Annotated in this window: 14 protein-coding genes; 7 read left to right on the top strand and 7 right to left on the bottom strand. The window is 73.7% G+C overall.

Annotated features, from left to right (window positions below; all coding sequences use genetic code 11):
* Nucleotides 1-219: 219 nt before the first annotated feature.
* Nucleotides 220-1,542, top strand: a complete 1,323-nt coding sequence (locus tag ACFYXC_RS32545) for a hypothetical protein (protein ID WP_389555703.1) — start codon at nucleotides 220-222, stop codon at nucleotides 1,540-1,542.
* A gap of 28 nt (nucleotides 1,543-1,570) precedes the next feature.
* Here ACFYXC_RS32545 and ACFYXC_RS32540 read toward each other — a convergent pair whose 3' ends face one another.
* Complete coding sequence (locus tag ACFYXC_RS32540) at nucleotides 1,571-2,995, bottom strand: non-reducing end alpha-L-arabinofuranosidase family hydrolase (protein ID WP_389555702.1); 1,425 nt, start codon at nucleotides 2,993-2,995, stop codon at nucleotides 1,571-1,573.
* 628 nt (nucleotides 2,996-3,623) lie between these two features.
* On the opposite strand from ACFYXC_RS32540, the gene ACFYXC_RS32535 reads away from it, so the two are divergent.
* The 6 genes from ACFYXC_RS32535 (at nucleotide 3,624) to ACFYXC_RS32510 (ending at nucleotide 10,824) form a co-directional block, all read left to right on the top strand.
* Nucleotides 3,624-3,818, top strand: coding sequence for a hypothetical protein (locus ACFYXC_RS32535; RefSeq protein ID WP_388908201.1), 195 nt, complete (start codon nucleotides 3,624-3,626; stop codon nucleotides 3,816-3,818).
* A gap of 119 nt (nucleotides 3,819-3,937) precedes the next feature.
* Nucleotides 3,938-6,694, top strand: a complete 2,757-nt coding sequence (lanKC, locus tag ACFYXC_RS32530; protein ID WP_389555700.1) for a class III lanthionine synthetase LanKC — start codon at nucleotides 3,938-3,940, stop codon at nucleotides 6,692-6,694.
* Complete coding sequence (locus ACFYXC_RS32525; RefSeq protein WP_389555698.1) at nucleotides 6,691-8,037, top strand: MFS transporter; 1,347 nt, start codon at nucleotides 6,691-6,693, stop codon at nucleotides 8,035-8,037. The genes lanKC and ACFYXC_RS32525 overlap by 4 nt, the downstream gene beginning before the upstream one ends.
* A complete protein-coding gene (locus ACFYXC_RS32520; protein ID WP_389555696.1) occupies nucleotides 8,034-9,155 on the top strand; it encodes an MsnO8 family LLM class oxidoreductase in 1,122 nt (373 codons plus the stop codon). Before ACFYXC_RS32525 ends, ACFYXC_RS32520 begins: the two co-directional genes overlap by 4 nt.
* Nucleotides 9,152-9,658 (top strand): flavin reductase family protein, encoded by a 507-nt coding sequence (locus ACFYXC_RS32515; protein ID WP_389555694.1) that lies wholly within the window; start codon nucleotides 9,152-9,154, stop codon nucleotides 9,656-9,658. Before ACFYXC_RS32520 ends, ACFYXC_RS32515 begins: the two co-directional genes overlap by 4 nt.
* 44 nt (nucleotides 9,659-9,702) lie before the next feature.
* Nucleotides 9,703-10,824, top strand: coding sequence for an MsnO8 family LLM class oxidoreductase (locus ACFYXC_RS32510; RefSeq protein WP_389555692.1), 1,122 nt, complete (start codon nucleotides 9,703-9,705; stop codon nucleotides 10,822-10,824).
* 809 nt (nucleotides 10,825-11,633) lie between these two features.
* Here the strand turns inward: ACFYXC_RS32510 and ACFYXC_RS32505 are convergent.
* The 6 genes from ACFYXC_RS32505 to ACFYXC_RS32480 all read right to left on the bottom strand — a co-directional run bounded on the left by ACFYXC_RS32505 (nucleotide 11,634) and on the right by ACFYXC_RS32480 (nucleotide 18,777).
* Nucleotides 11,634-12,212: a GAF domain-containing protein gene (locus ACFYXC_RS32505; protein WP_388908213.1), complete on the bottom strand. Its 579-nt coding sequence runs from the start codon at nucleotides 12,210-12,212 to the stop codon at nucleotides 11,634-11,636.
* Nucleotides 12,209-13,054 (bottom strand): S8 family serine peptidase, encoded by an 846-nt coding sequence (locus tag ACFYXC_RS32500; protein ID WP_389555691.1) that lies wholly within the window; start codon nucleotides 13,052-13,054, stop codon nucleotides 12,209-12,211. The genes ACFYXC_RS32505 and ACFYXC_RS32500 overlap by 4 nt, the downstream gene beginning before the upstream one ends.
* Nucleotides 13,055-16,570 (bottom strand): adenylate/guanylate cyclase domain-containing protein, encoded by a 3,516-nt coding sequence (locus tag ACFYXC_RS32495; RefSeq protein WP_389555690.1) that lies wholly within the window; start codon nucleotides 16,568-16,570, stop codon nucleotides 13,055-13,057. It lies immediately after the preceding gene.
* Nucleotides 16,571-16,673: 103 nt separating this feature from the next.
* Nucleotides 16,674-16,916: an aroma-sacti cluster domain-containing protein gene (locus ACFYXC_RS32490; RefSeq protein WP_389555689.1), complete on the bottom strand. Its 243-nt coding sequence runs from the start codon at nucleotides 16,914-16,916 to the stop codon at nucleotides 16,674-16,676.
* Nucleotides 16,913-17,650: an iron-containing redox enzyme family protein gene (locus ACFYXC_RS32485; RefSeq protein WP_388908221.1), complete on the bottom strand. Its 738-nt coding sequence runs from the start codon at nucleotides 17,648-17,650 to the stop codon at nucleotides 16,913-16,915. The genes ACFYXC_RS32490 and ACFYXC_RS32485 overlap by 4 nt, the downstream gene beginning before the upstream one ends.
* Entirely contained in the window at nucleotides 17,647-18,777 is a 1,131-nt protein-coding gene (locus ACFYXC_RS32480) for a radical SAM protein (RefSeq protein ID WP_389555687.1), read from the bottom strand. The genes ACFYXC_RS32485 and ACFYXC_RS32480 overlap by 4 nt, the downstream gene beginning before the upstream one ends.
* Nucleotides 18,778-18,899: the final 122 nt, after the last annotated feature.

Raw genomic sequence — 18,899 nt, 5'->3', positions numbered from 1 at the left:
CGCCGTTCACCGGCGCCAGGCCCGGGTCGCGGGCGGCGTACGACACCGGTCCGGTCACGTCGGGCGCCGGCCCCGGAGCGGCACCCGGTGAGACGGTGCGCCACTCAGGACGCACTCAGGACGCACGCGCGACGCACGCACGACGCACTCATGACGAAAGGCTGACGTCCGCGCCCGTCGACGATCCACCGGCCCCGCTCCGGCCTAACGTCTCCGAGCGTGAACCGCGATCTCCGCCGCGACCTGTACGCCGTCGCCGCCGCCGCCCTGCTCGTCGTGACGGCCGCGCTGACCGGCATCGCCATCAAGCGCGCCGAGGACGTCCTGCACGTCGGCTGGCCACCCCTGTACGCCAACTGGCTGCCCCACACCGGTCCCGGCACCCCCGCCGCGATCACCGTCGCCGTCGTCGTCGTGACGTACGGCCCGCGGCTCGCCGCCCGGCTGCCCTGGCGCCCCTTGCTGTGGACCTCCTGGGCCACCGGCACGGCCTGGACCTTCTCCCTCGCCCTCATCGACGGCCCGCACCGCGGGATCACCCGCCGGCTGACGACCAGGTACGAGTACCTCCAGGTCATCGACCGCTTCGACGACATCCCGCACACGCTGCGGGACTTCACCCGCCACATCCTGATCGGCTCCCCCGAGCACTGGCCCGCGCACGTCGCCGGCCATCCTCCGGGGGCCACCCTCACGTTCGTTCTCCTCGACCGGATCGGTCTGGGCGGCGGAGCCTGGGCGGGCGTCTTCGTCATCGTCGTCGGAGCGACCACGGCGGCGGCGGTCCTCGTCACCGTGCGTACGCTCACGAGCGAGGACCTCGCCCGCCGCGCCGCCCCGTTCCTCGTCCTGGCCCCGGCCGCGGTGTGGACCGGCACGTCGGCGGACGGTTACTTCGCGGCGGTCGCCGCCTGGGCCGTGGCGTTCCTCGCCCTCGCGGTGACGGACCACCGACCGCGGGCCACCGGCTTCGCCGCGGGACTCCTCTTCGGTCTCACCGGCTACCTGTCGTACGGCCTCACCCTCTTCGCCGTGATGGCCGCCGCCGTCCTGCTGCTCGGCTTCCGGCGGTTGCCGGTGCTGCCCTACGTGCTCGCCGGACTCGCCGTCGTCCCGGCGGCGTTCACCCTGGCGGGCTTCAACTGGTGGGAGGCGTACCACCTGTTGGTCGAGCGCTATCACCAGGGCGCCGGCGGCTTCCGCCCGTACGGCTACTGGGTGTGGGCCAACCTCGCCTGCACCGTCCTCGTCGTGGGACCGGCGACGGTGGCGGGTCTTCGCCGTACGGGCGCCTCTCTCGTCCGGTGGTGCTCGTCCGGCGCCGCCGAGCGCCGCCTGGGGCTGCTGCTGTGCGCGGCCCTGCTCATGCTGCTCACCGCGGACCTGTCCGGGATGAGCAAGGCGGAGACGGAACGGATCTGGCTGCCGTTCGCGATGTGGCTGCTCGCGGCGGGCACCTTCCTCGACCGTCCCCGCGTCTGGCTGACGGCTCAGGCGGCCCTGAGCCTGCTTCTCAACCACCTGCTGCTGACGGGCTGGTGAGCGTGCTGCGCACCAGCCCGTGCGACGGTCAGCGCCGCAGGGTGAGGACGCCCGGCCGCCACGGCAGCCGGTTGTACTCGCCGCCCGCGTTCGGGTCCTTGCCCTGGTAGAGGAACTGCAGGTTGCAGGGGTCGATGGTCATGGTCTGGTCGGGGTTGTTGCGGACCAGGTCACCGTGGCTGATGTCGTTGGTCCAGGTGGCACCGCTGTTGGCCCTGCCCGCGAAGGGGTTGCTCTCACTGGCGGCCTGCGGGGTCCACGAGCCGCTCAGGCTGGAGGCCGTGAAGGAGCGGAAGTAGCGCCCGTTCGCGCCCATCGCCTCGACGATCATGAGGTACTGGTTCTGGCCCTGGACCTTGTAGACCTGTACGCCCTCGAAGAGGTTGGCCCGCGTGTCACTCATGATCGTCGTGTACGACGAGCCGAAGTTGCCCGGGAAGTTCCCGATCGGCATGCTCGCCCGGTAGATCTTGCCGTTGTCACCGGCGAAGAACAGGTACATGTTCTGGCCGTCGGCGATCAGGGTCTGGTCGATCGGGCCGGTGTCGGAGCCGGAGATGCTCCCGGTGAACAGCGGCTGCGGAGCGGACCAGCCGTTGGGATTGGTCGGGTCGCTCGACGTGCGGTAGATGAAGGGCCACGCGCCCCACTGGTACGCCAGCACCCAGATGTTCTTGGGCGCGAAGTAGAACAGCGTTGGCGCCACGGCGGCCTGGTTCATCCCGGTCTGGCCGGCCGACGCCATGTCCGACCAGTTCGTGAACGGGCTGAACATCATCGAGCCGTACGACGATCCGGAGAAGTTCGACGCGTAGACCAGGTGCCTGCCGTTGTGGGTCACGGTGGTGAAGTCCTTCACCGCGGCCCATCCGTTCGCGGGCTGTGCCAGCACACCCGTCGACGTCCACCGGTACGTCGACGGCAGCGCACACGCGCCGCCCGTCGGCGGCGTCCCGGACAGGCCGGTCCACTTCTGGCCGCTGCCGCCGTTGCACGTCCCCAGCTGCACCGCCGTGCCGTTGGCCGTACCGGCGCCCGCGGCCTCCAGGCACAGCCCGGACTCCACTCCGACGACCGTGCCGTCGGAGTTCACCCGCCACTGCTGGTTCGCACCGCCGGAACAGGTCCAGATCTGCACCCGGGTACCGGCCGCGGTGGCGTGACCGGGAACGTCCAGGCACTTGTCGCCGTACACGGTCAGCTGGTCGGCGTCCGTCGACGTCCACTGCTGATTGGCCCCGCCCCAGCAGTCGTGGATCTGCAGATACGTGCCGTCGGTCCGGACGGCACCCGGCACATCGAGGCACCGGTTCGAACCGACACCGCGCAGGGCGCCGCTGTCGGCCGCCTGAGCCGGGACGGCGACGAGCATCGCCGCCAACGCGGCGAGGGCAGCGACCACGGCGGCGAGCACCGCGGACGGACGCCCGCGGCGAGAACTTCCTCTGTACATGGGGACTCCCCCAACCTCGAGTGAACGGTCTTTTTGATGAGTCCATGACATACGCATACGGCGAGCTCCCTACGGCTCGGCGTCCAAGGGATGCGGCCCGGCACGCCTCGAAGACGCCCTGCCGCGCGACGAAACGACTGCAATCTGTTCGCGATACCGAACAAAGGTCGACCTATCGAGCATTCTGAATGATAGGGAGCCGCTGAACGACGTCAATACTTTCCGCATGAGTCGCCCCGGCTCCCGAAACATTGCGAAGCACCCCTCCGCGGACCGACACGCGGCATCCCGTGGAACGACCAGGTCACACCACGACTCGCCGCCGGCCGGGACACCCGCACGGACGACACCGCCATCCGACCGACCGCTTCTCCGGGATGCTTGACCCCCTCGGCTCCTGGACCGGCGTCAGAAATTTTCGCCCCTTGCTCCGACACCGGGGCCTGGCAGCTGTCGGTGATCTTCCGCAGTGGATCAAGGGACGTGGCGCCCCGGGCCCGGGTCCGTTCCCGGGCGTACATACCGCTTGCATACCGGTGGTTCACCGATCCCGAATGGGCCCCGCCTAGCTTCGGTGGGGCCGGGCGGCGATCGCCGTCCGGTCCGTGGAACCCATCGGAGGATCACCATGGCCGAGGACATCGAACCCACCCCCGAAGAGGTCGTCGAGGACGCGCAGTCCCAGGAGGAGCCCGAGGTCGAGGCGCACTCCGCGGAGGCGGTCCTGGGCCTGCAGGGCATCGAGGACGCATCACAGGCCGGGGTCATCGACGACCCGGCGGCGGGGAGCTGCAGCTCCTGCGCCGGCTCGCTCTGCTCGTGACGCACCCCCAGTAGTACGGCGCCGGCCGGGCCGTGGTGGACCACCGGCCCGGCCGGCGGTCGAGCCCGGTGGCCGGACGTGGACGAGACCGGACGTGGACGAGAAAGGACCCCGTAGGCATGCAGCTCCCCTGGAACACGATGCTGCGTTACCTGAGGTATGACCCCCGATGGTTCGAGGACCCCGTCCGCCGCCAGCCCGGCAGCGCCCATCTGACCGAGTTCCGTGCGGCGATGCCGGGCAGTTGGGGGCTGCGGCGGCACGGACACTGGTTCGTCGCGGACCCGCCCGGCGCGCCCGAACTCGGCCAGGGCTGGAAACTCCACGTCTCCGCCACTTCGCGGACCAGCGCCGAGACCCTGCGCCGCAGCCTGCCCGTGCTGCGCGACGCGGGCGTGCGCTTCAAGTTCCTGATCGACCCCACCGAGGTGCGCGAGCTGAACAGCAAGTCCTTCTCCCGCCCGGCCAGCGGCAAGTTCATCACCGTCTACCCGCCCGACGACACGTCCTTCCACGACGTCGCCCGCGCGCTCACCGGCGCGCTGCGGGGCTGCGAGGGCCCCTACGTCCTGTCGGACCGCCGCTACCCGGGCTCCCGCGTCGTCTCGTACCGCTACGGCGGCTTCACCAGCAGGTTCCGGCTCCAGTCCCTCGGCGTGCGGGAGTTGCTGATCGAGTCCCCCGACGGGGCCCTGGTCCGCGACACCCGGACCCCGTACTGGTCCATGCCGGAGTGGACCACGGATCCCGTGACCGGCGAGGGCCCGCCCCCCGCCGCGACCCCCGAGGAACCGGACGACGCGCCGGCCGCGAAGCGCGTACTCGACGGGCGATACGAGATCGAGAGCGCCATCGCCTTCAGCAACCGCGGCGGCATCTACCGCGCGGTGGACACCGTCACCGGCGCCGACGTCGTGCTGCGTGAGGCCCGCCCCGGTGTGGAGGTCGGGCCCGACGGCCTCGACGCGGTCGTACTGCTGCGCCACGAGTACGACCTGCTGACGGAACTGGCCGACAGCGGGTTCTTCGTCCGCCCCCTCGGCTTCTTCCGGCAGTGGGAACACTCCTACCTCGTCGAGGAATGGGTGGGGGCCAGCCATCTGGGACTGATCGTCACCACCGAGAACCCCGTGTTCGAACTCGACCTGTCGGCCGAGCGGTTGACCGACTACTACCAGCGCCTGCAGCGGGTGTGGCTGCAGCTCGCCGACGCCATCGCGCTCTGCCACGAGCGCGGCATCGTCCTCGGCGACCTGTCCCCGACCAACGTCATGGTCACACCGGACGACCGGATCCGCGTCATCGACCTGGAGTCCGCCTTCCACGAGGACGGCGCCCCCGGAGCGGGGCTCATGACACCGGGCATGGTCACCCGGCGAGCCCTGGCCGCCAGGCACGGCGACCGACGCACCGACTACTACGCGCTCGGCGGCCTCATGCTGGCGACCCTGCTCGCCTGCCAGCAGAACGACATGGTCGACCACGAACTCCCGCTGCGTCTGATGACCGAGGTGGCCCGGGACCTCGACCTGCCCGCCGAACTGACCTCCCTGATCGGCGACCTCTACAGCGAGGACGAAGAACTGCCCGACCCGGCCGTGCTCCGCCGGCGGCTGGCCGAGCTGCCTTTCGACACAGCCTGGCGCCGGCCGCCGCCGCTCGCGTACCGGCTGCGGCCCGAACCGGAACGCAGCGCCGACCTGCACGACCGGATCACCGAGGTGCTCGACGGCGTCGTCGACTACATGAAGGAGACCGCGACGCCCGAACGCGAGGACCGGCTCCTGCCCGCCGACGTGCTGGTCTTCGAGACCAACCCGCTCTCCCTCGCCCACGGCGCCCACGGCGGCCTGTACGCGATGCACACCCTGGGCCGGGAGATCCCCGACGCGTTCCTCTCCTGGACCCTGCGCCGGCCGGCCGGCCACGACGCGCTGCCCCCCGGCCTCTACTACGGCTCGGCCGGCGTGGCCTGGTCGCTGTCCGCGCTGGGCCACCGGGACCAGGCCGTCCGGCTGCTGCGCGAGGCCGGCGGACATCCGCTGCTGCACACCGAGCCCGGCGTCCTGACCGGCGCGGCGGGCCACGGCATGGCCTGTCTGCGGCTGTGGCGCGACCACGGGGTGCAGGAGTTCCTCGACCGCGCGGTCGCGATCGGCGACCGCCTGACGGCGGAGGCCCGCTGGGAGGACGGCCGGGCGCACTGGCCCGACTCGGCGGACCGGATTCCCGTCGGCTACGGCTACGGCGCGTCCGGCGTCGCCATGTTCCTGCTCGCCCTGCACGGGGTCACCGGCGACGGGCGGCTGCTCGACCTCGGGCTCGCGGCGCTGGAGTTCGACCTCTCCCACCCCATCCACTCGACCAGCGGAGTGCTGTCCTTCCCGTCGTTCGCACAGAGCGAGGGCCCGCGGGTACGGCGCCACTACTGGGACGCCGGCACAGCCGGGGTACTCACCACCCTCCTGCGCTACTGGGACGTCACCGGCGAGGACCGGCTGCGCAAGGAGGTGGACCGCGTCCTGCCCGACGTCCGCCGCAAGTACACCGGTCTTCCCCAGCTCTTCCACGGCATCAGCGGCCTGGGCAACACACTCCTTGACGCGTACGAGTTCCTCGGCGACCCGGAACTCCTCGGCGATGCCCAGCGGGCGGCGGAGGCGGTGCTCTGCCACACCCTGCGGCGCCCCGAAGGCGTCGTCTTCCCCGGAGAGCAGTCACTGCGGGAAAGCTGCGACCTGGCGAGCGGCTCGGCGGGCGTGGCCCTGTTCCTCGACCGGGTCCGGCACGCCGCCCCGGGACGGCGCACCAACCGGAACTTCCTCCTCGACGACCTGCTGACCAGCGCGCGGCCCGCCCCCGGGGACGGCTCGTGACCACCGAGGCCGTGCGGACGGACGGGGGCCGGACCTCGGTGCTGCGCCACAACCGGCAGTTCCGCCTGCTGTGGGTGGGGCAGACGCTGTCGGGCTTCGGCTCCTCGATGGCCGGGGTGGCGCTGCCGCTCGTCCTGCTGGCCGGGGGCCATCCCGTCACCTCCGTGGCCGCGGTGACCACGGTGGTGGCCGTCACCGGCCTGCTGGTCCGCATCCCCGCCGGGATGCTGAGCGATCACCAGGACCAGCGCAGGCTCGTGATCGCCTGCGACCTCGTCCGCCTCGCGGTCTCCGCGGCCGTGGCCCTGTTCCTGCTCGCGGGGTCCCTGCCGATGTGGCTGGCGATCGTCGCGGTCATCGTCTCCGCGAGCGCCATGGAGGTGTTCAAGCCGTCGCAGTTCCAGCTGATCCGGCGCGTCGTCAGCAGCGAGCAGATCCCCGCGGCGGTGTCGCTGAACCAGGCCCGCGCCTACGGGGCGTCGATGGCGGGCCCCGCGGCGGGCGGACTGCTCATCGGGGTGTACCCCGCGCTGCCCTTCGCGGTCGACGCGGTCACCTTCCTGGCGTCGGCGCTCTGCGTCGCCGCCATGGTGCCGCGGAAACGGGCGGTGACCGCGCCGCCGAAGGACCCCAAGGACCCCGCGGTACCGGAACCCGCCGTGGTCCCGCCGGCCCCGCCCGGTCCTGAGCCGGTGCGGCAGGCACCGGCGGCGGGGTTCCGGGACCGGCTGACCGTGGGCTTCCGGCACCTGGCGCACGATCCGTTCCTGCGCCGCTCCACCGTCTTCTTCAGCGGTATGACCGTGGTCTTCAGCATGTTCGGCTCCGCCCTGATGCTCGGGGTGGGCGACCGGCCCGGCGGCGCCACGGCCGTCGGCTATGCGTTCAGCAGCGCGGCCCTGGCGGGACTGCTGGGCTCGCTCGCCGCCCCCTCCCTCCAGCGCAGACTGCCGCTGCCGGTCCTCGTCGCCTCCGGACCGGCGGCCGCCGGCGCGCTCCTGACGCTCGCGTGGCTCAGCGGGAGCACCCTCGCGTTCGTCGCCGCGTTCTCCGCGATGTCCCTGCTGGTCCCGGCGATCAACGCGGCCGTCGTCTCCGTCATGGCCACCTCGGTCCCCAAGGAGATCTACGGCCGCGTCACCACCGCCAACGACTTCGTCGTCCAACTGCTCCAGCCCTGCGCGCCGCTGGCCGCCGCGCTGCTGCTGACCACCTGCTCGCTGCCGGTGACCGCCCTCGTCCTGGCGGTCTCCTACCTGGTACTCGCACTCCTGGCCTTCACCCTGCCGACGCCGGCTCCCGCCCCTGCCGCTCACCGAGAGCCCACCCGGAGTGACGCATGACCACGACCTCCCAGCACGTGCCGCGGTCCGCGGACCCCGCCGAACCGTCCCTGCCGCTCTCCGTGCTCGAACGGGGCGGCCATCCGGCCGGGACGACCGCCGAGCAGGCGGTCCGGGACGTGGTGGACACGGCCAGGACCGCGGACGCGCATGGCTACCGGCGCTTCTGGGTCGCCGAGCACCACGCCGTGCGCACGAGCGCCAGCAGCACCCCCGCCGTACTGATCGCGCACATCGCGGCGCGCACCGAGCGGATCCGGGTGGGGTCGGGCGGGGTGATGCTGCCCAACCACCCGCCCTACACGGTCGCCGAGCAGTTCGCCACCCTGGGGACCCTCCACCCCGGGCGCATCGACCTGGGCGTCGGCCGCCCCTCCGACGGCAGCACCGAAGCCCACCGGCTGCTGGAGGAAGCCCTGCGGCGGGCTCCGAGAGCCGGCACCGGGTTCCCCGCCCAGATCGACGAACTGCTGGGCGTCCTGTTCGGCAGGGGCCCGGACCGCAACCGCTTCCACTCCCTGCCGCTGACACCGCGTCCCGCCACCGCACCCGAGGTCCACGTCCTGGGCGCCGGCACGACCAGCGCCCGCCTCGCCGCGGAACGCGGACTGCCCTTCGTCTACGGCCACCATCTCAGCCGCGCCATCTGCCGCCCGGAGGCCCCGGAGGGCTACCGGGCGGCGTTCCGGCCGGACCTGGACCACCCCGGGCAGGACGGCACCCGGCCCCACCTCAGCGTCTCGGTCCACGTGGTGTGCGCCGAGACCGACGAACTGGCCGAGTCACTGGCCCTGCGGAGCGCCGCCTACATGGCCGCGCACTCCGGCAACGCCGCGTCCTCGGGTCCGCTGTCCCCGGCCCGGGCGGAACACCTGGCCCGCCGGGTCCTCGACGAGTACCAGGTGGTGTACGGCGCACCCGCGAAGGTCGCCGCCGAACTGGAGGCGCTGGCCGCCCGGTTCGCCGCGGACGAGCTGATGGTCGCGCCCTTCGAAGCCACCGGGAAGGCGCGCGCCCGTACGCTGCGCCTCGCGGCACGGGCCCGCGTGGCGCCACCGGCCCGTGTGACGCAACCGGCCCGCGTGGCATCCCCGGCTCACCGAGCGGCCAAGCGATGAGGAACACCCCGTCCCTCGAACCGGGCACCGCCACCCGGGACACCCTGCGCGCGGTGCTCGGGCAGTTCGCGACCGGGGTGACCGTGGTCAGCGCGGGACGCGACCTGCCCCAGGGGATGACGGCGAACTCCTACACCTCGGTCTCGCTCGACCCCCCGCTCGTCCTGGTCTGCGTGGCCCGCACCGCGGCCGTGCACGCGACCGTGCTCGCGGAGCGGCACTTCGCGGTCTCCATCCTCCGCTCCGGCCAGGACCACGTGGCCCGGTACTTCGCGGACCACCGCCGACCGCGCGGACCCGGCGCGTTCGACGCGGTGGACGCGTTCACCGGGCGCGTCACCGGGGCCCCGCTGCTCGCGGGCGCGCTGGCCTGGCTGGAGTGCGCCCTGGCCGCCGTGTACGAGGGCGGAGACCACTCCATCCTGCTCGGCGAGGTGCGCGACCTCGCCCGCGGCACCCCGGGCGAGCCCTTGACGTACTTCGCGGGCTCCTTCCGGCCGTGACCCGATCCGACCACCACAGACCACCACACACTCCGGAGCGACGTATGAGCGTGGCCGACCCGACGACCGGCGTGGCCGACCCGATGACCGAGGACGCTCCGGACCCGTCCGTCCCGCCCGTGCCCCGATCCGTGCTCGAACTCGGGGGCCGCCTCCCGGAGACCGGGGCCGAGCGGTCCCTCCAGGACATGGTGGACACGGCCCAGACGGCCGACGCGTACGGCTACGCGCGCTTCTGGGTCGCCGAGCACCACTCCTCGCACCGGACCGCGAGCGGTGTCCCCAGTGTGCTGATCGCGCACCTCGCGGCGCGGACCGAGCGGATCCGGGTGGGGTCGGGCGGGGTGATGCTGCCCAACCACCCCCCGCTGACGGTCGCGGAGCAGTTCGCCACCCTCCAGGCGCTGTATCCCGGACGGATCGACCTCGGCCTCGGCCGGTCCCTGGCCGGGCCCGTGACGCCGGACGGGCTCATGGAAGCGGCGCTGCGGCGCGATCCGCTCGGTGCGGCCGAGTTCCCGGAGCGGATCGACGAACTCCTGGGCTTCCTGCTGGGCCGCGGGCCGGAGCAGCACCGTTTCCATGCGCTGCCGCTGACGCCCCGTCCGTCGAGCCCGCCCGAGGTGCACGTCCTGGGCGCCGGCGAGGGGAGCGCGCGGACCGCCGCGGAACGGGGGCTGCCGTTCGCCTACGGCCATCACCTGGGCCGGTCCAAGTGCCGGCCGGCGGCGACGGCCCGCTACCGCTCCGCCTTCCGGGCGGCACGGGCGGGCGGGCGGCCGTACCTCGTCGTCGCGGTCAACGTGGTCTGCGCGGAGACCGACGAGGAGGCCGAGGCGCTGGCCCTAGACGCCTCGGCGCGGCTGGGCGGCCCGCACCGGGAGGCCGCCGCGGACACCACGCTGTCCCCGGACCGGGCCTTATACGTGGCCCGCCGGACCCTGGACGAGAACCAGGTGGTCCACGGCGCGCCGGCGAAGGTGAACGCCGAACTGGACGCGCTGGCGGGCAGGCTGGGCGCGGACGAGCTGATGCTCGTGCCGTACGAACTCACCGGCGCCGCACGCTGCCGCACGCTGCGCCTGGCGGCGACCGCCCGGCAGACACCCCCGCGGGAACCGCTCCGCCGGCCGACCACGGCCCCGCCCCGACGGCTCACCCACTGAGGGGACCGCCGACACGGCCCTGCGTGGGCCGCGCCCCCCGCCCCGCGTGGGGCCCGCCCATGCACGGGACCGTGCCGCCCCCGGACCGCGCCCCCCGGCCCGCGTGGGGCCGCGCCCATGCCCGGGGGCGTGCCGCCCCCAGGCCGCGCCCTTCATAGGGCCGCCCCCTCCTCGGGCCGCGCCCTTCGGATCTGGGTCCCTCACCGGGCCGCTTCCCCCGCAGGGCCGCGCTGTCACAAGGCTCTCCCCCACAAGATCCCCCGGACCCGCGCCGCCCCTTTGGCCGCGCCCTCGTAGAACCGCCTCCCTCAGGGCCGCGCTGCCCTCCTCAGGCCGCGCCATGTTCCGCGCCCCTACCGGGCCACCTCCCCCACAGGGCCGTGCCCCCACAAGATCCCCCAAGCCCGCGCCGTCCCTTTGGCCGCACCCTCATAGAACCGCCCCCCCACAGGGCCGCGCCCCCCACAAAGCTCTCCCCACCTCCCCCAGCCAGAGCCCCAGCCCTCAGCCCGTGCCCTTCGGATCCGCGCCGACCCCCCAGGCCCCAGACACCAGACACCCTTCGGGTCCGTGCCCCACCGGTCTACGCCCCATCGGGCCGCTCCCCCCACAGACCCGCGCCGCCCCCATCCGCAAGTCCGCACCGATCCCCGTAGGCCCTCGGCCAGCTTCCCTCTCAGGCTCCTGCCTGGCTGTTCCAGGATTGCGGGACCCCCGGGACCCGTCCCGGTGCCCGTCGGCCGGCGGGCGCCGGAGGGACCGGGATGGGACGGGCCCCGGTGATCCGTCGACGGACGGTCGGCGGACCGTCAGGTGGACGTTCCCAGCAGGCGGCGCAGGTCCTCCGCCATGCGCAGGGCCGCCGCGAGGTCCTCGCCGCCGAGGTCCGCTCCCGCCGCCCGCCGCCGGCGGTCGAGCACCACCCGCAGGGCGAAGGCCGCCTGCCGGGCGAACAGCGCCAGCAGATCCAGCTCGTCGAGGCTGGACCGGGACTGGGGAGCCGGGTCCAGGACCTCCAGCACGCCCAGGATCCGGTCCTCGTGGGTCAGCGGAGCCGCCATCAGGGCGTCGGGCACGTACTCCGTGGACTCGGCGAACGCCCGGTCGAAGTCGGAGCGGTGCGACAGGTCGTCCACGATGACGGGCTCGCCGGACATCACCACCCACCCGGCGACACCGCTCTTCGCGGGGAAACGCCGGCCGACCAGAACGTCCTCGCCCTGGCCGGAGACCGCTTGGAAGACCAGTTCGTGCCGCGCCTCGTCCAGCAGGAACACCGAGCTGGCGGCGGCACCGAAGATGGCGCGCGCCACGTCGACCACGGACCGCAGGAGTTCCTGCGAGAGCAGGTCGTTCGCCGCGTCGGTCTCAGCGTTGTCGTCGTTCACGAAGCACCCCTCATGCCGGTGTGTACGTTGGCCGCGGAAAGGTAGAGCGCGTTCTTGAGCTGAAAGCTCGTCAGCCTGCGGTGCCGGGACAGGACACGGGCGCACAGTCCCGTGATGTACGGCGTCGCGAAACTGTTGCCCGTCGTACGGATCGTCGTGCCGCCGAGCCAGGCGACCTGGACGTTCTGGCCCGGGGCGAAGAACTCCACCGGCGGACTGGGGTTGTAGAGGTGCAGGTCGGGGTCGTCCTCCGCGTGGCTGCCCACGGAGATCACCGACGCGAACCGCCAGGGGAAGCTCTCCACCGTGGAGTTGTGGGCCGAGGCGACGATGACGGTCCGGCGGAAGTACGCCTCGTCGGCGAGGGCTCGCAGTTCCTCGACGAACCGTGCCCGGGTCGTGGACAGACTCAGGTTGATCACGTCGAAACCCTCGTGGATCGCCCACCTGAGGCCCGCCAGCAGGACGTCCCCGGTTCCGCCGAACGTCCTGCCCAGCACCTGCACGCTGTAGAGCTCGCACTCCGGCGCGGTCCTGCGGATGATCCCCGCGCAGGCCGTGCCGTGACCGCAGCTGTCCGTGGCCTCTGTCTCCGTCACGCTGATCCCGTGCTCGTCCTTCACCACGGCCCAGGCGCCGTCGACCCGGCCGACCAGCGGATGGCCGGTCTCCACACCGGAGTCCACGACACACACGCGGACACCGCGTCCGCGTGCGTTCTCCCCCTCCCGTGCCGACCCGGGGCGCTCCTCGTCGGCGGTGACCCCGATGTCCTCGGGCCGCCTGCCGCGCAGGCTCCACACCAGTTCGGGGCGGCGTGCCGCCGTCTGTGCCGTGTCCATTCAGGGGCCCTTCGGTGTCCGGTCGGGGAGGGGAGCCGGGCCGGTACGGAAACCCGGGCGGGAGCCGTTGCCGGTGCGCGCGGGAGTGGCGTCGAGGGTGGCGCGGGCCGCCGCGGCCCGGCGCACACCGGGCAGGTGCCCCTTCGCCTCGAAGCAGGCGACGGCCCGTTCCGCCGCCGCGCGCGCCTCCGTTGCCCGGCCCGTCCGCCGCACGACCTCGGACCGGTCGAGCCAGGCGTTCGCCCTGACGACCGGCGAGTCGGTGCCGGCGGCGCGGCGCACGGCACGTTCGGAGAGCGCGACGGCGTCCGCGGGCCGGCCCTCGGCCACGGCGATGCGGGCCAGCAGTCCGTCGAGGTCGGCGGCGTCGGAGCGGGCCGGTGCCGCCGGGGCGGGCGAGACCGTGCCCGGACGGTCCAAACCGTTCAGACCGTCCGGACCGTCCGGGCCGTCCGGACCAGTGGCCGTGGTCAGGCGGGCCACCGCCTCGTCGACCCGGCCCGCGTCCAGCAGCAGCCGCGCCGACTCCCGGTCCAGCGCGGCCAGCAGTCCGTCGGCCCGGAGCGCGTGCGCGGCGGCGGTGGCCTCGTCGAGCAGCTCCAGCGCGTGCCGCCCGTCGCCCGCGAGGGACTCCACGGTGGCGTGGAACAGCGGCAGCACCACCGCCCCCTCGGCGTAGCCGAGGCCGTCCACGAGTCGGCGTACCCGGGTGAGACAGGTGTGCGCGTCCTGCCACCGTTCCCCGAGTGCGAACAGCACGGCCAGCGGGCAGTTCAGCGTCAGTCTGACCGTCGGCCGCTGTTCGCCGTGCTCGGCGAGCAGTCTGCGCGCGCGGGCCGTCGCCCCGGGCACGGGCGCGGGGCCACGCCACAGGGAGATGCCCATGGCGCCCAGCGCCAGGGCGCGCTCGGGCTCGGCGCCCGAACGCCGTGCGTGCTCGAGACCGCGGCTCAGGAGGAGGTCGGCGGCTTCGTGCCGCCCCTCGAACTGGCGCTCCTGTGCGAGCCGGACGGCCGCTCTGGCCTGGCCGAGTTCGTCGCCGGCCCGTTCGAAGACCTCCATGGTCCGCTGAGCGACCTCCCCAGGGGTGCCGCCCGCGAGGTCCGCGGACACCACGGAGAGCGCGAGGCGCGCGTGCGCGGTCTCGACGGTGTGCGGGACCGGCGCGGTCAGGACGTCCCGCAGCAGAAAACACCCCTCGTCCGTGCGACCGGTGGCCAGGCAGACCTCGCCGAGTCCACGGGTGGCGGCGATCCGCTCGGGCTCACCGTCGCGGGCCAGGTCAAGGGCCCGGCGCAACAGGCCGTCCGCCCAGGCGAGGTCGGAGCGGGCGAGGGCGCGAGTGCCGCTCTCGACCAGGCGGTGGGCCGCGGCGCGCCGCAGCGCCTCGGTACGGGGCCCGGCGATGCCCAGTTCGGTCCGGTAGCGGTAGGCGTGCTCCAGGTGACCGGCCATCGCCGCGCTCGCCTCCACCGTACGGTCCTCCGTACGGTCGCGGTCCTCCGTACGGTCCTCGCCCCGTACGGCCGCGTCCGGCGGCCGGGCGGCGAGCTGTGCGGCGAGGTGTGCGGCGAGGTGTTCGTGCCGCTCGGCCCGGGCGCGCTTAGCCATGGAGTGGTAGGTGACCTCGTGGAGGAGACCGCTGCTGAACCGGAACACAGGCGTCTCCCGTCCGCTTCCGTCCGACGCGACCGGCGCGTCCGGCGCGTCCGGCGCGTCCACGAGCCGGTGCCCGCGCAGGCGCACGAGCGCGGCCTCGACGCCGCCGCGCAGGGACGGCACGGCGTCACCGACCGTCGAGGCGCTCGCCGGGGCGCCGGCCAGGACGTCCGCGGGCACGCCGTCGCGGTCGCGCTCGGCCAGCGCGGCCACGTCGTCCGCGGTGAACTCCCGTCCCACCACGGCCGCGAGGTCCAGGGTGGTGCGCTCGGCCCGGCCGAGCGCACCGATCCGCGCGCCGAGCAGGGCCTGCAGGGTGGTCGGCAACTCGTCGGCGCCCAGGGCCCGGTAGCCGGACCCGTGTTCCATGGCGGCCGCGACCAGGTGCTCCAGGTGGAGCGGGTTGCCGCCCGCCGCCTCCAGCACGTGCGCGGGTACGCCGGTCCCGGCCGCGGTGTCCCCGGCGACAGCCCCGCCGACACCGTGCGCACCCACCTCCATGAGGGTCTCCGCCACGGTCGCGGCCTCGTGGGTGGTCAGCCCGGGCAGGGGCAGCGACCTGGTGGCCCGCCCGGTCGACGCCCAGTCGGAACGGCGGTCCAGGAGGTCCGGACGGGCCAGGCAGACGAACAGCACGGGCGAGGCGGTCAGGTCCCCGGCCAGTGTGCCCAGGACGTCGAGCAGCACGTCCGAGGCCCACTGGCAGTCGTCCACCACCAGCACGACCGGCCGCCTGCGGGCGAGCGCGGCCAGCAGGTCGCCGGTCGCGGCGCAGGTGTCGTCCACGGAGGGGTTCGGCGTGCCGTCCTCCAGCAGGCCGCCGGCCAGCAGCGCGAGCGCCTGCCTGATCTCGTCGCGCTCATCGGCGTCCCCGCCGGCCCCGCCGGCCCCGGCCAGATCCCGTACGTCGGGGAAGTGCCGCAGCACCTCCCGCACCGCGTCCGCCAGCGGTGCGAGGCTTCCGTGCTCACCGTAGGAACGGCAGCGGCCGGAGCCCTGGGCGCAGGCGGGGCCCGTGTCCCTGAGCCACTCGTGGACCAGGCGCGTCTTGCCCATGCCCGCCTCGCCGTGCACGACGAGGACGTTCGGTGCGTCGTGCCGCCCGGTCACATCCCGCAACGCCTGCCGCAACACGTCGAGTTCGGCCGTCCTGCCGACAAGGGGCACGTCGAAGCGGCGCGAGAGCCGCGGGTCGTCCTCGGCGACGGCGAGCAGCCGGTACGCGGTCACCGGTACCGTCTTCCCCTTGAGCCGCAGCGGGCCGACCGGCTCGCAGCGGGCGGTGGGGCCGGCCGCCCGCCGGGTCTCGGGACCGATCAGGACCTCGCCCTCGGCGGCGTGCTGTTCCAGCCGGGCGGCGACGTTGACGGTCTCACCCGAGACCAGGGCCTGCCGGGTGGACACGTCGGTGCTCGTGACGGCGGGTCCGGTGTTGACGCCGATCCGCACGGCCAGCCGGATGCCCAGGGTGGGGTGCAGTTCGTTCTCGTTGAGGTCGCGTACCGCGTCGAGCATCGCGAGCGCCGCGGACAGCGCCCGCCGGGCGTCGTCCTCGTGGGTGACGGGCACCCCGAAGACGGCCATGACGGCGTCCCCGATGAACTTCTCGACCGTGCCCCCGAAGTCCTCCAGCGGCGCCCGCATCCGGTCGAAGTACCTGAGGACGACCGTGCGCAGGGTCTCCGGGTCCAGGACGCCCGAGAGCGCGGTGGAGCCGACCAGGTCGCAGAAGACGACGGTCACGATCTTGCGTTCCTCGGCGGGGGCGGCCGCGCCCGCGCGGCCGACGGGCACGCCGCAGGACGGGCAGAAGCGTGCTCCGGACGGCATCGCGCGGTCGCAGTCTGCACACCGCATGGCTGACTCCTCCTGGCTGGCGGTTCTCGGACGGTCGGCGCGGGTGCGCGGGGCCGCACGGGCCCCGGTCGTCAGGACACCGGGCCCGCACGGGTCCCGGTCGTCAGAACAGCGCTCCGCCGGCGATCTCGCTGTGCGCCTGCACCTCGGGGCCCGCCTCGTCGAGCCGCTCCTTGAGGTCGAGGACGAGTTCGAGCTCCGCCACGCTCAGCTCCCGCAGCACGTGGCGCTGCTCGTCGGTCAGCGCGGCGAGTCCGAAGCCGTGGCTCTCTAGGGCGCGGAGCGTGTCGTCCCCGCGGTCGTCGGGACCGCCGGCTGCCGCGGAGTCTTCCAGGCGTTCGCTCATGACGGGTACGTTCCTCCCGGGAGGCGGTGGAGCGGGCGTGGTTCCCCTGCGATCCGTGGTTCCCCTGCGATCCGGGCGAACAGCCCGATGAGGCCGTCAACGGTGTGCAGGGCACTCGTGGTGACGGCCCGCCGCAGGACGGGCGTCAGCGGAAGGGCGTCGAGCAGCTCGAAGAGGTCGGCGGTGTGTCCGTCGTCCAGCTCGGCATGGGCGCGGACGGTGCGCAGCGAGGTCTCGGGGACGCCCGAGGTGGCGATGTGGTCGGCGAGCCGGGGAGCGGGGGCGTTGCTCTCCAGTACGGCGATGTACCCGAGCAGGGCGACCGGGTGGTGGTGCTCGATCCAGTAGTACTGGGCCCCCACGAAACGGGCGGTCGACGGCGGCGGCTGCTCGCCGGCGACGGCCGCCGCGGTGTCGCCGAGCGCGGCGAGATCGGTCAGCAGCCAGTCGTCGTGGCCGCGTTCCTCCTCGGCGTGGACCCGGAGGTAGCGCTCCAGCGGTGCGGCGACCGGATCGTGCGGGCGCAGCGCGGCGCACAGCGTGGCCGCGCGTTCCATGAGCGGGACCGAGGCCCGGATCACTCCGTGCATCACCGCGAGGTACGTCGCGTAGCGCGGGCCGAGTCCGGTCGGCCGCCACAGCGCGGCGGTGGCCGCCCGCATCATCGGCTCGGTGAGCGCGAGCCGCGCCCGGAGGCCGGCGGCGGTGCTCGTCGCGGTGCTCGCGGTATTCATCGCGGTGCTCCGGGCAGGGCGACCAGGTCCTCGTACCCGGCCGTGCCGTGCCGGCGTACGAAGGACACCGGACCGGCCTCCCGCTGCCGCTGCGCCATGTGGAGGTCGAGCAGCGCACCCGCCGGGCCACCGGCCAGCCGGTCCGCGGCGGCGAGGACTTCGGGGTGCTCGCCCAGAGCGCGGCACCCGTCGCAGTACCCCGCCGGCCGCGGACCGGCACCGGCCGCCGTGCCGTGGCGGGCGGTCAGATGGCCCGGCCCCACGGTCCTGATCATCCGCAGGGCGGGCGCCGAGCGTACCCGCCGGCTCACGGAGGCCCAGTCGCTCTCGTCGAGGTGGCCGACCGTCAGGTGGGCGGGGGCCGGCCGGCGGTCGACCGTGTGCTGATTGCAACAGGCCAGGATGGTGCCGTCGGCCGCCACGACCGGCCAGGCGGCCATCGAGCAGGGCCGCACCCCGCCGGGGTCCGGGGCGGGGACGGCTCTCGCGGCGGCCCAGGAGGCGGCGCGTCCCACCGGGCGCAGCGAGTTGACCAGCATGGGGACGCCGTCGCCGAACGCGCGGCGGATGTCGGTGGTGACGTCCGCGAGGTAGGGGTCCCGTGGTCCGTCGCCCACGACGTGGAAGCTGCAGGCGATCCCCCGGTCGAGGACCTGCCGCACCACCGAGAAGGCGCGGGCGCGGGGGACCTCGCGTTCGTGGAAGGCGTCGACGCTCACCGAGAAGTGGTCGAGCGCGTCGATCGCCCGCATGACGGCGGGCGGGATCACGGCACGGTCCGGCTCCCCGGGGCCGGACCGTGCCGTGATCCCGCCGCCGCGGGCGGCGAACCAGGCACCCGTGAGCAGGGCGACCCGGGTGCCGGCGGCGCGCGCCCGGCCGGCCAGCTCGGCGGTGAGGTCGCTGCGCAGCAGTGGTTCACCACCGGTCAGCATCAGGACCTCGGGGCGGTCGGTGGCCCCGAAGGAACCGACGAACCTCAGGAGCCCGGCGGAGTCCGGCTCGGGCGAGGCCATGGTCGAGGTGGTGGAGCAGTGCGCGCAGTGCAGCGGGCAGCGCCCGGTGACGGTGACCAGCAGGCCCGCGGACGGGACCGGACGAAGGGACATCAACTCGGCGAGTTGCATGGCGTGCTCACCCTCCGTCCGTGGGTCGGCCTCCTCCGTCGGTGGGGCCGGCCTCCTACGAAGCGTCGGCCAGGACGGTTCGGGACGCGGACCGAAGCGGTTGGGATCCGGTAAAGGCCCAG

It is taken from the genome of Streptomyces sp. NPDC002701 (genome assembly GCF_042889045.1).
In the GTDB taxonomy this organism is placed as follows: domain Bacteria; phylum Actinomycetota; class Actinomycetes; order Streptomycetales; family Streptomycetaceae; genus Streptomyces.
The sequence above is the reverse complement of the archived record's forward strand: the minus strand, read 5'-3'. Positions and strand labels throughout refer to the sequence as shown.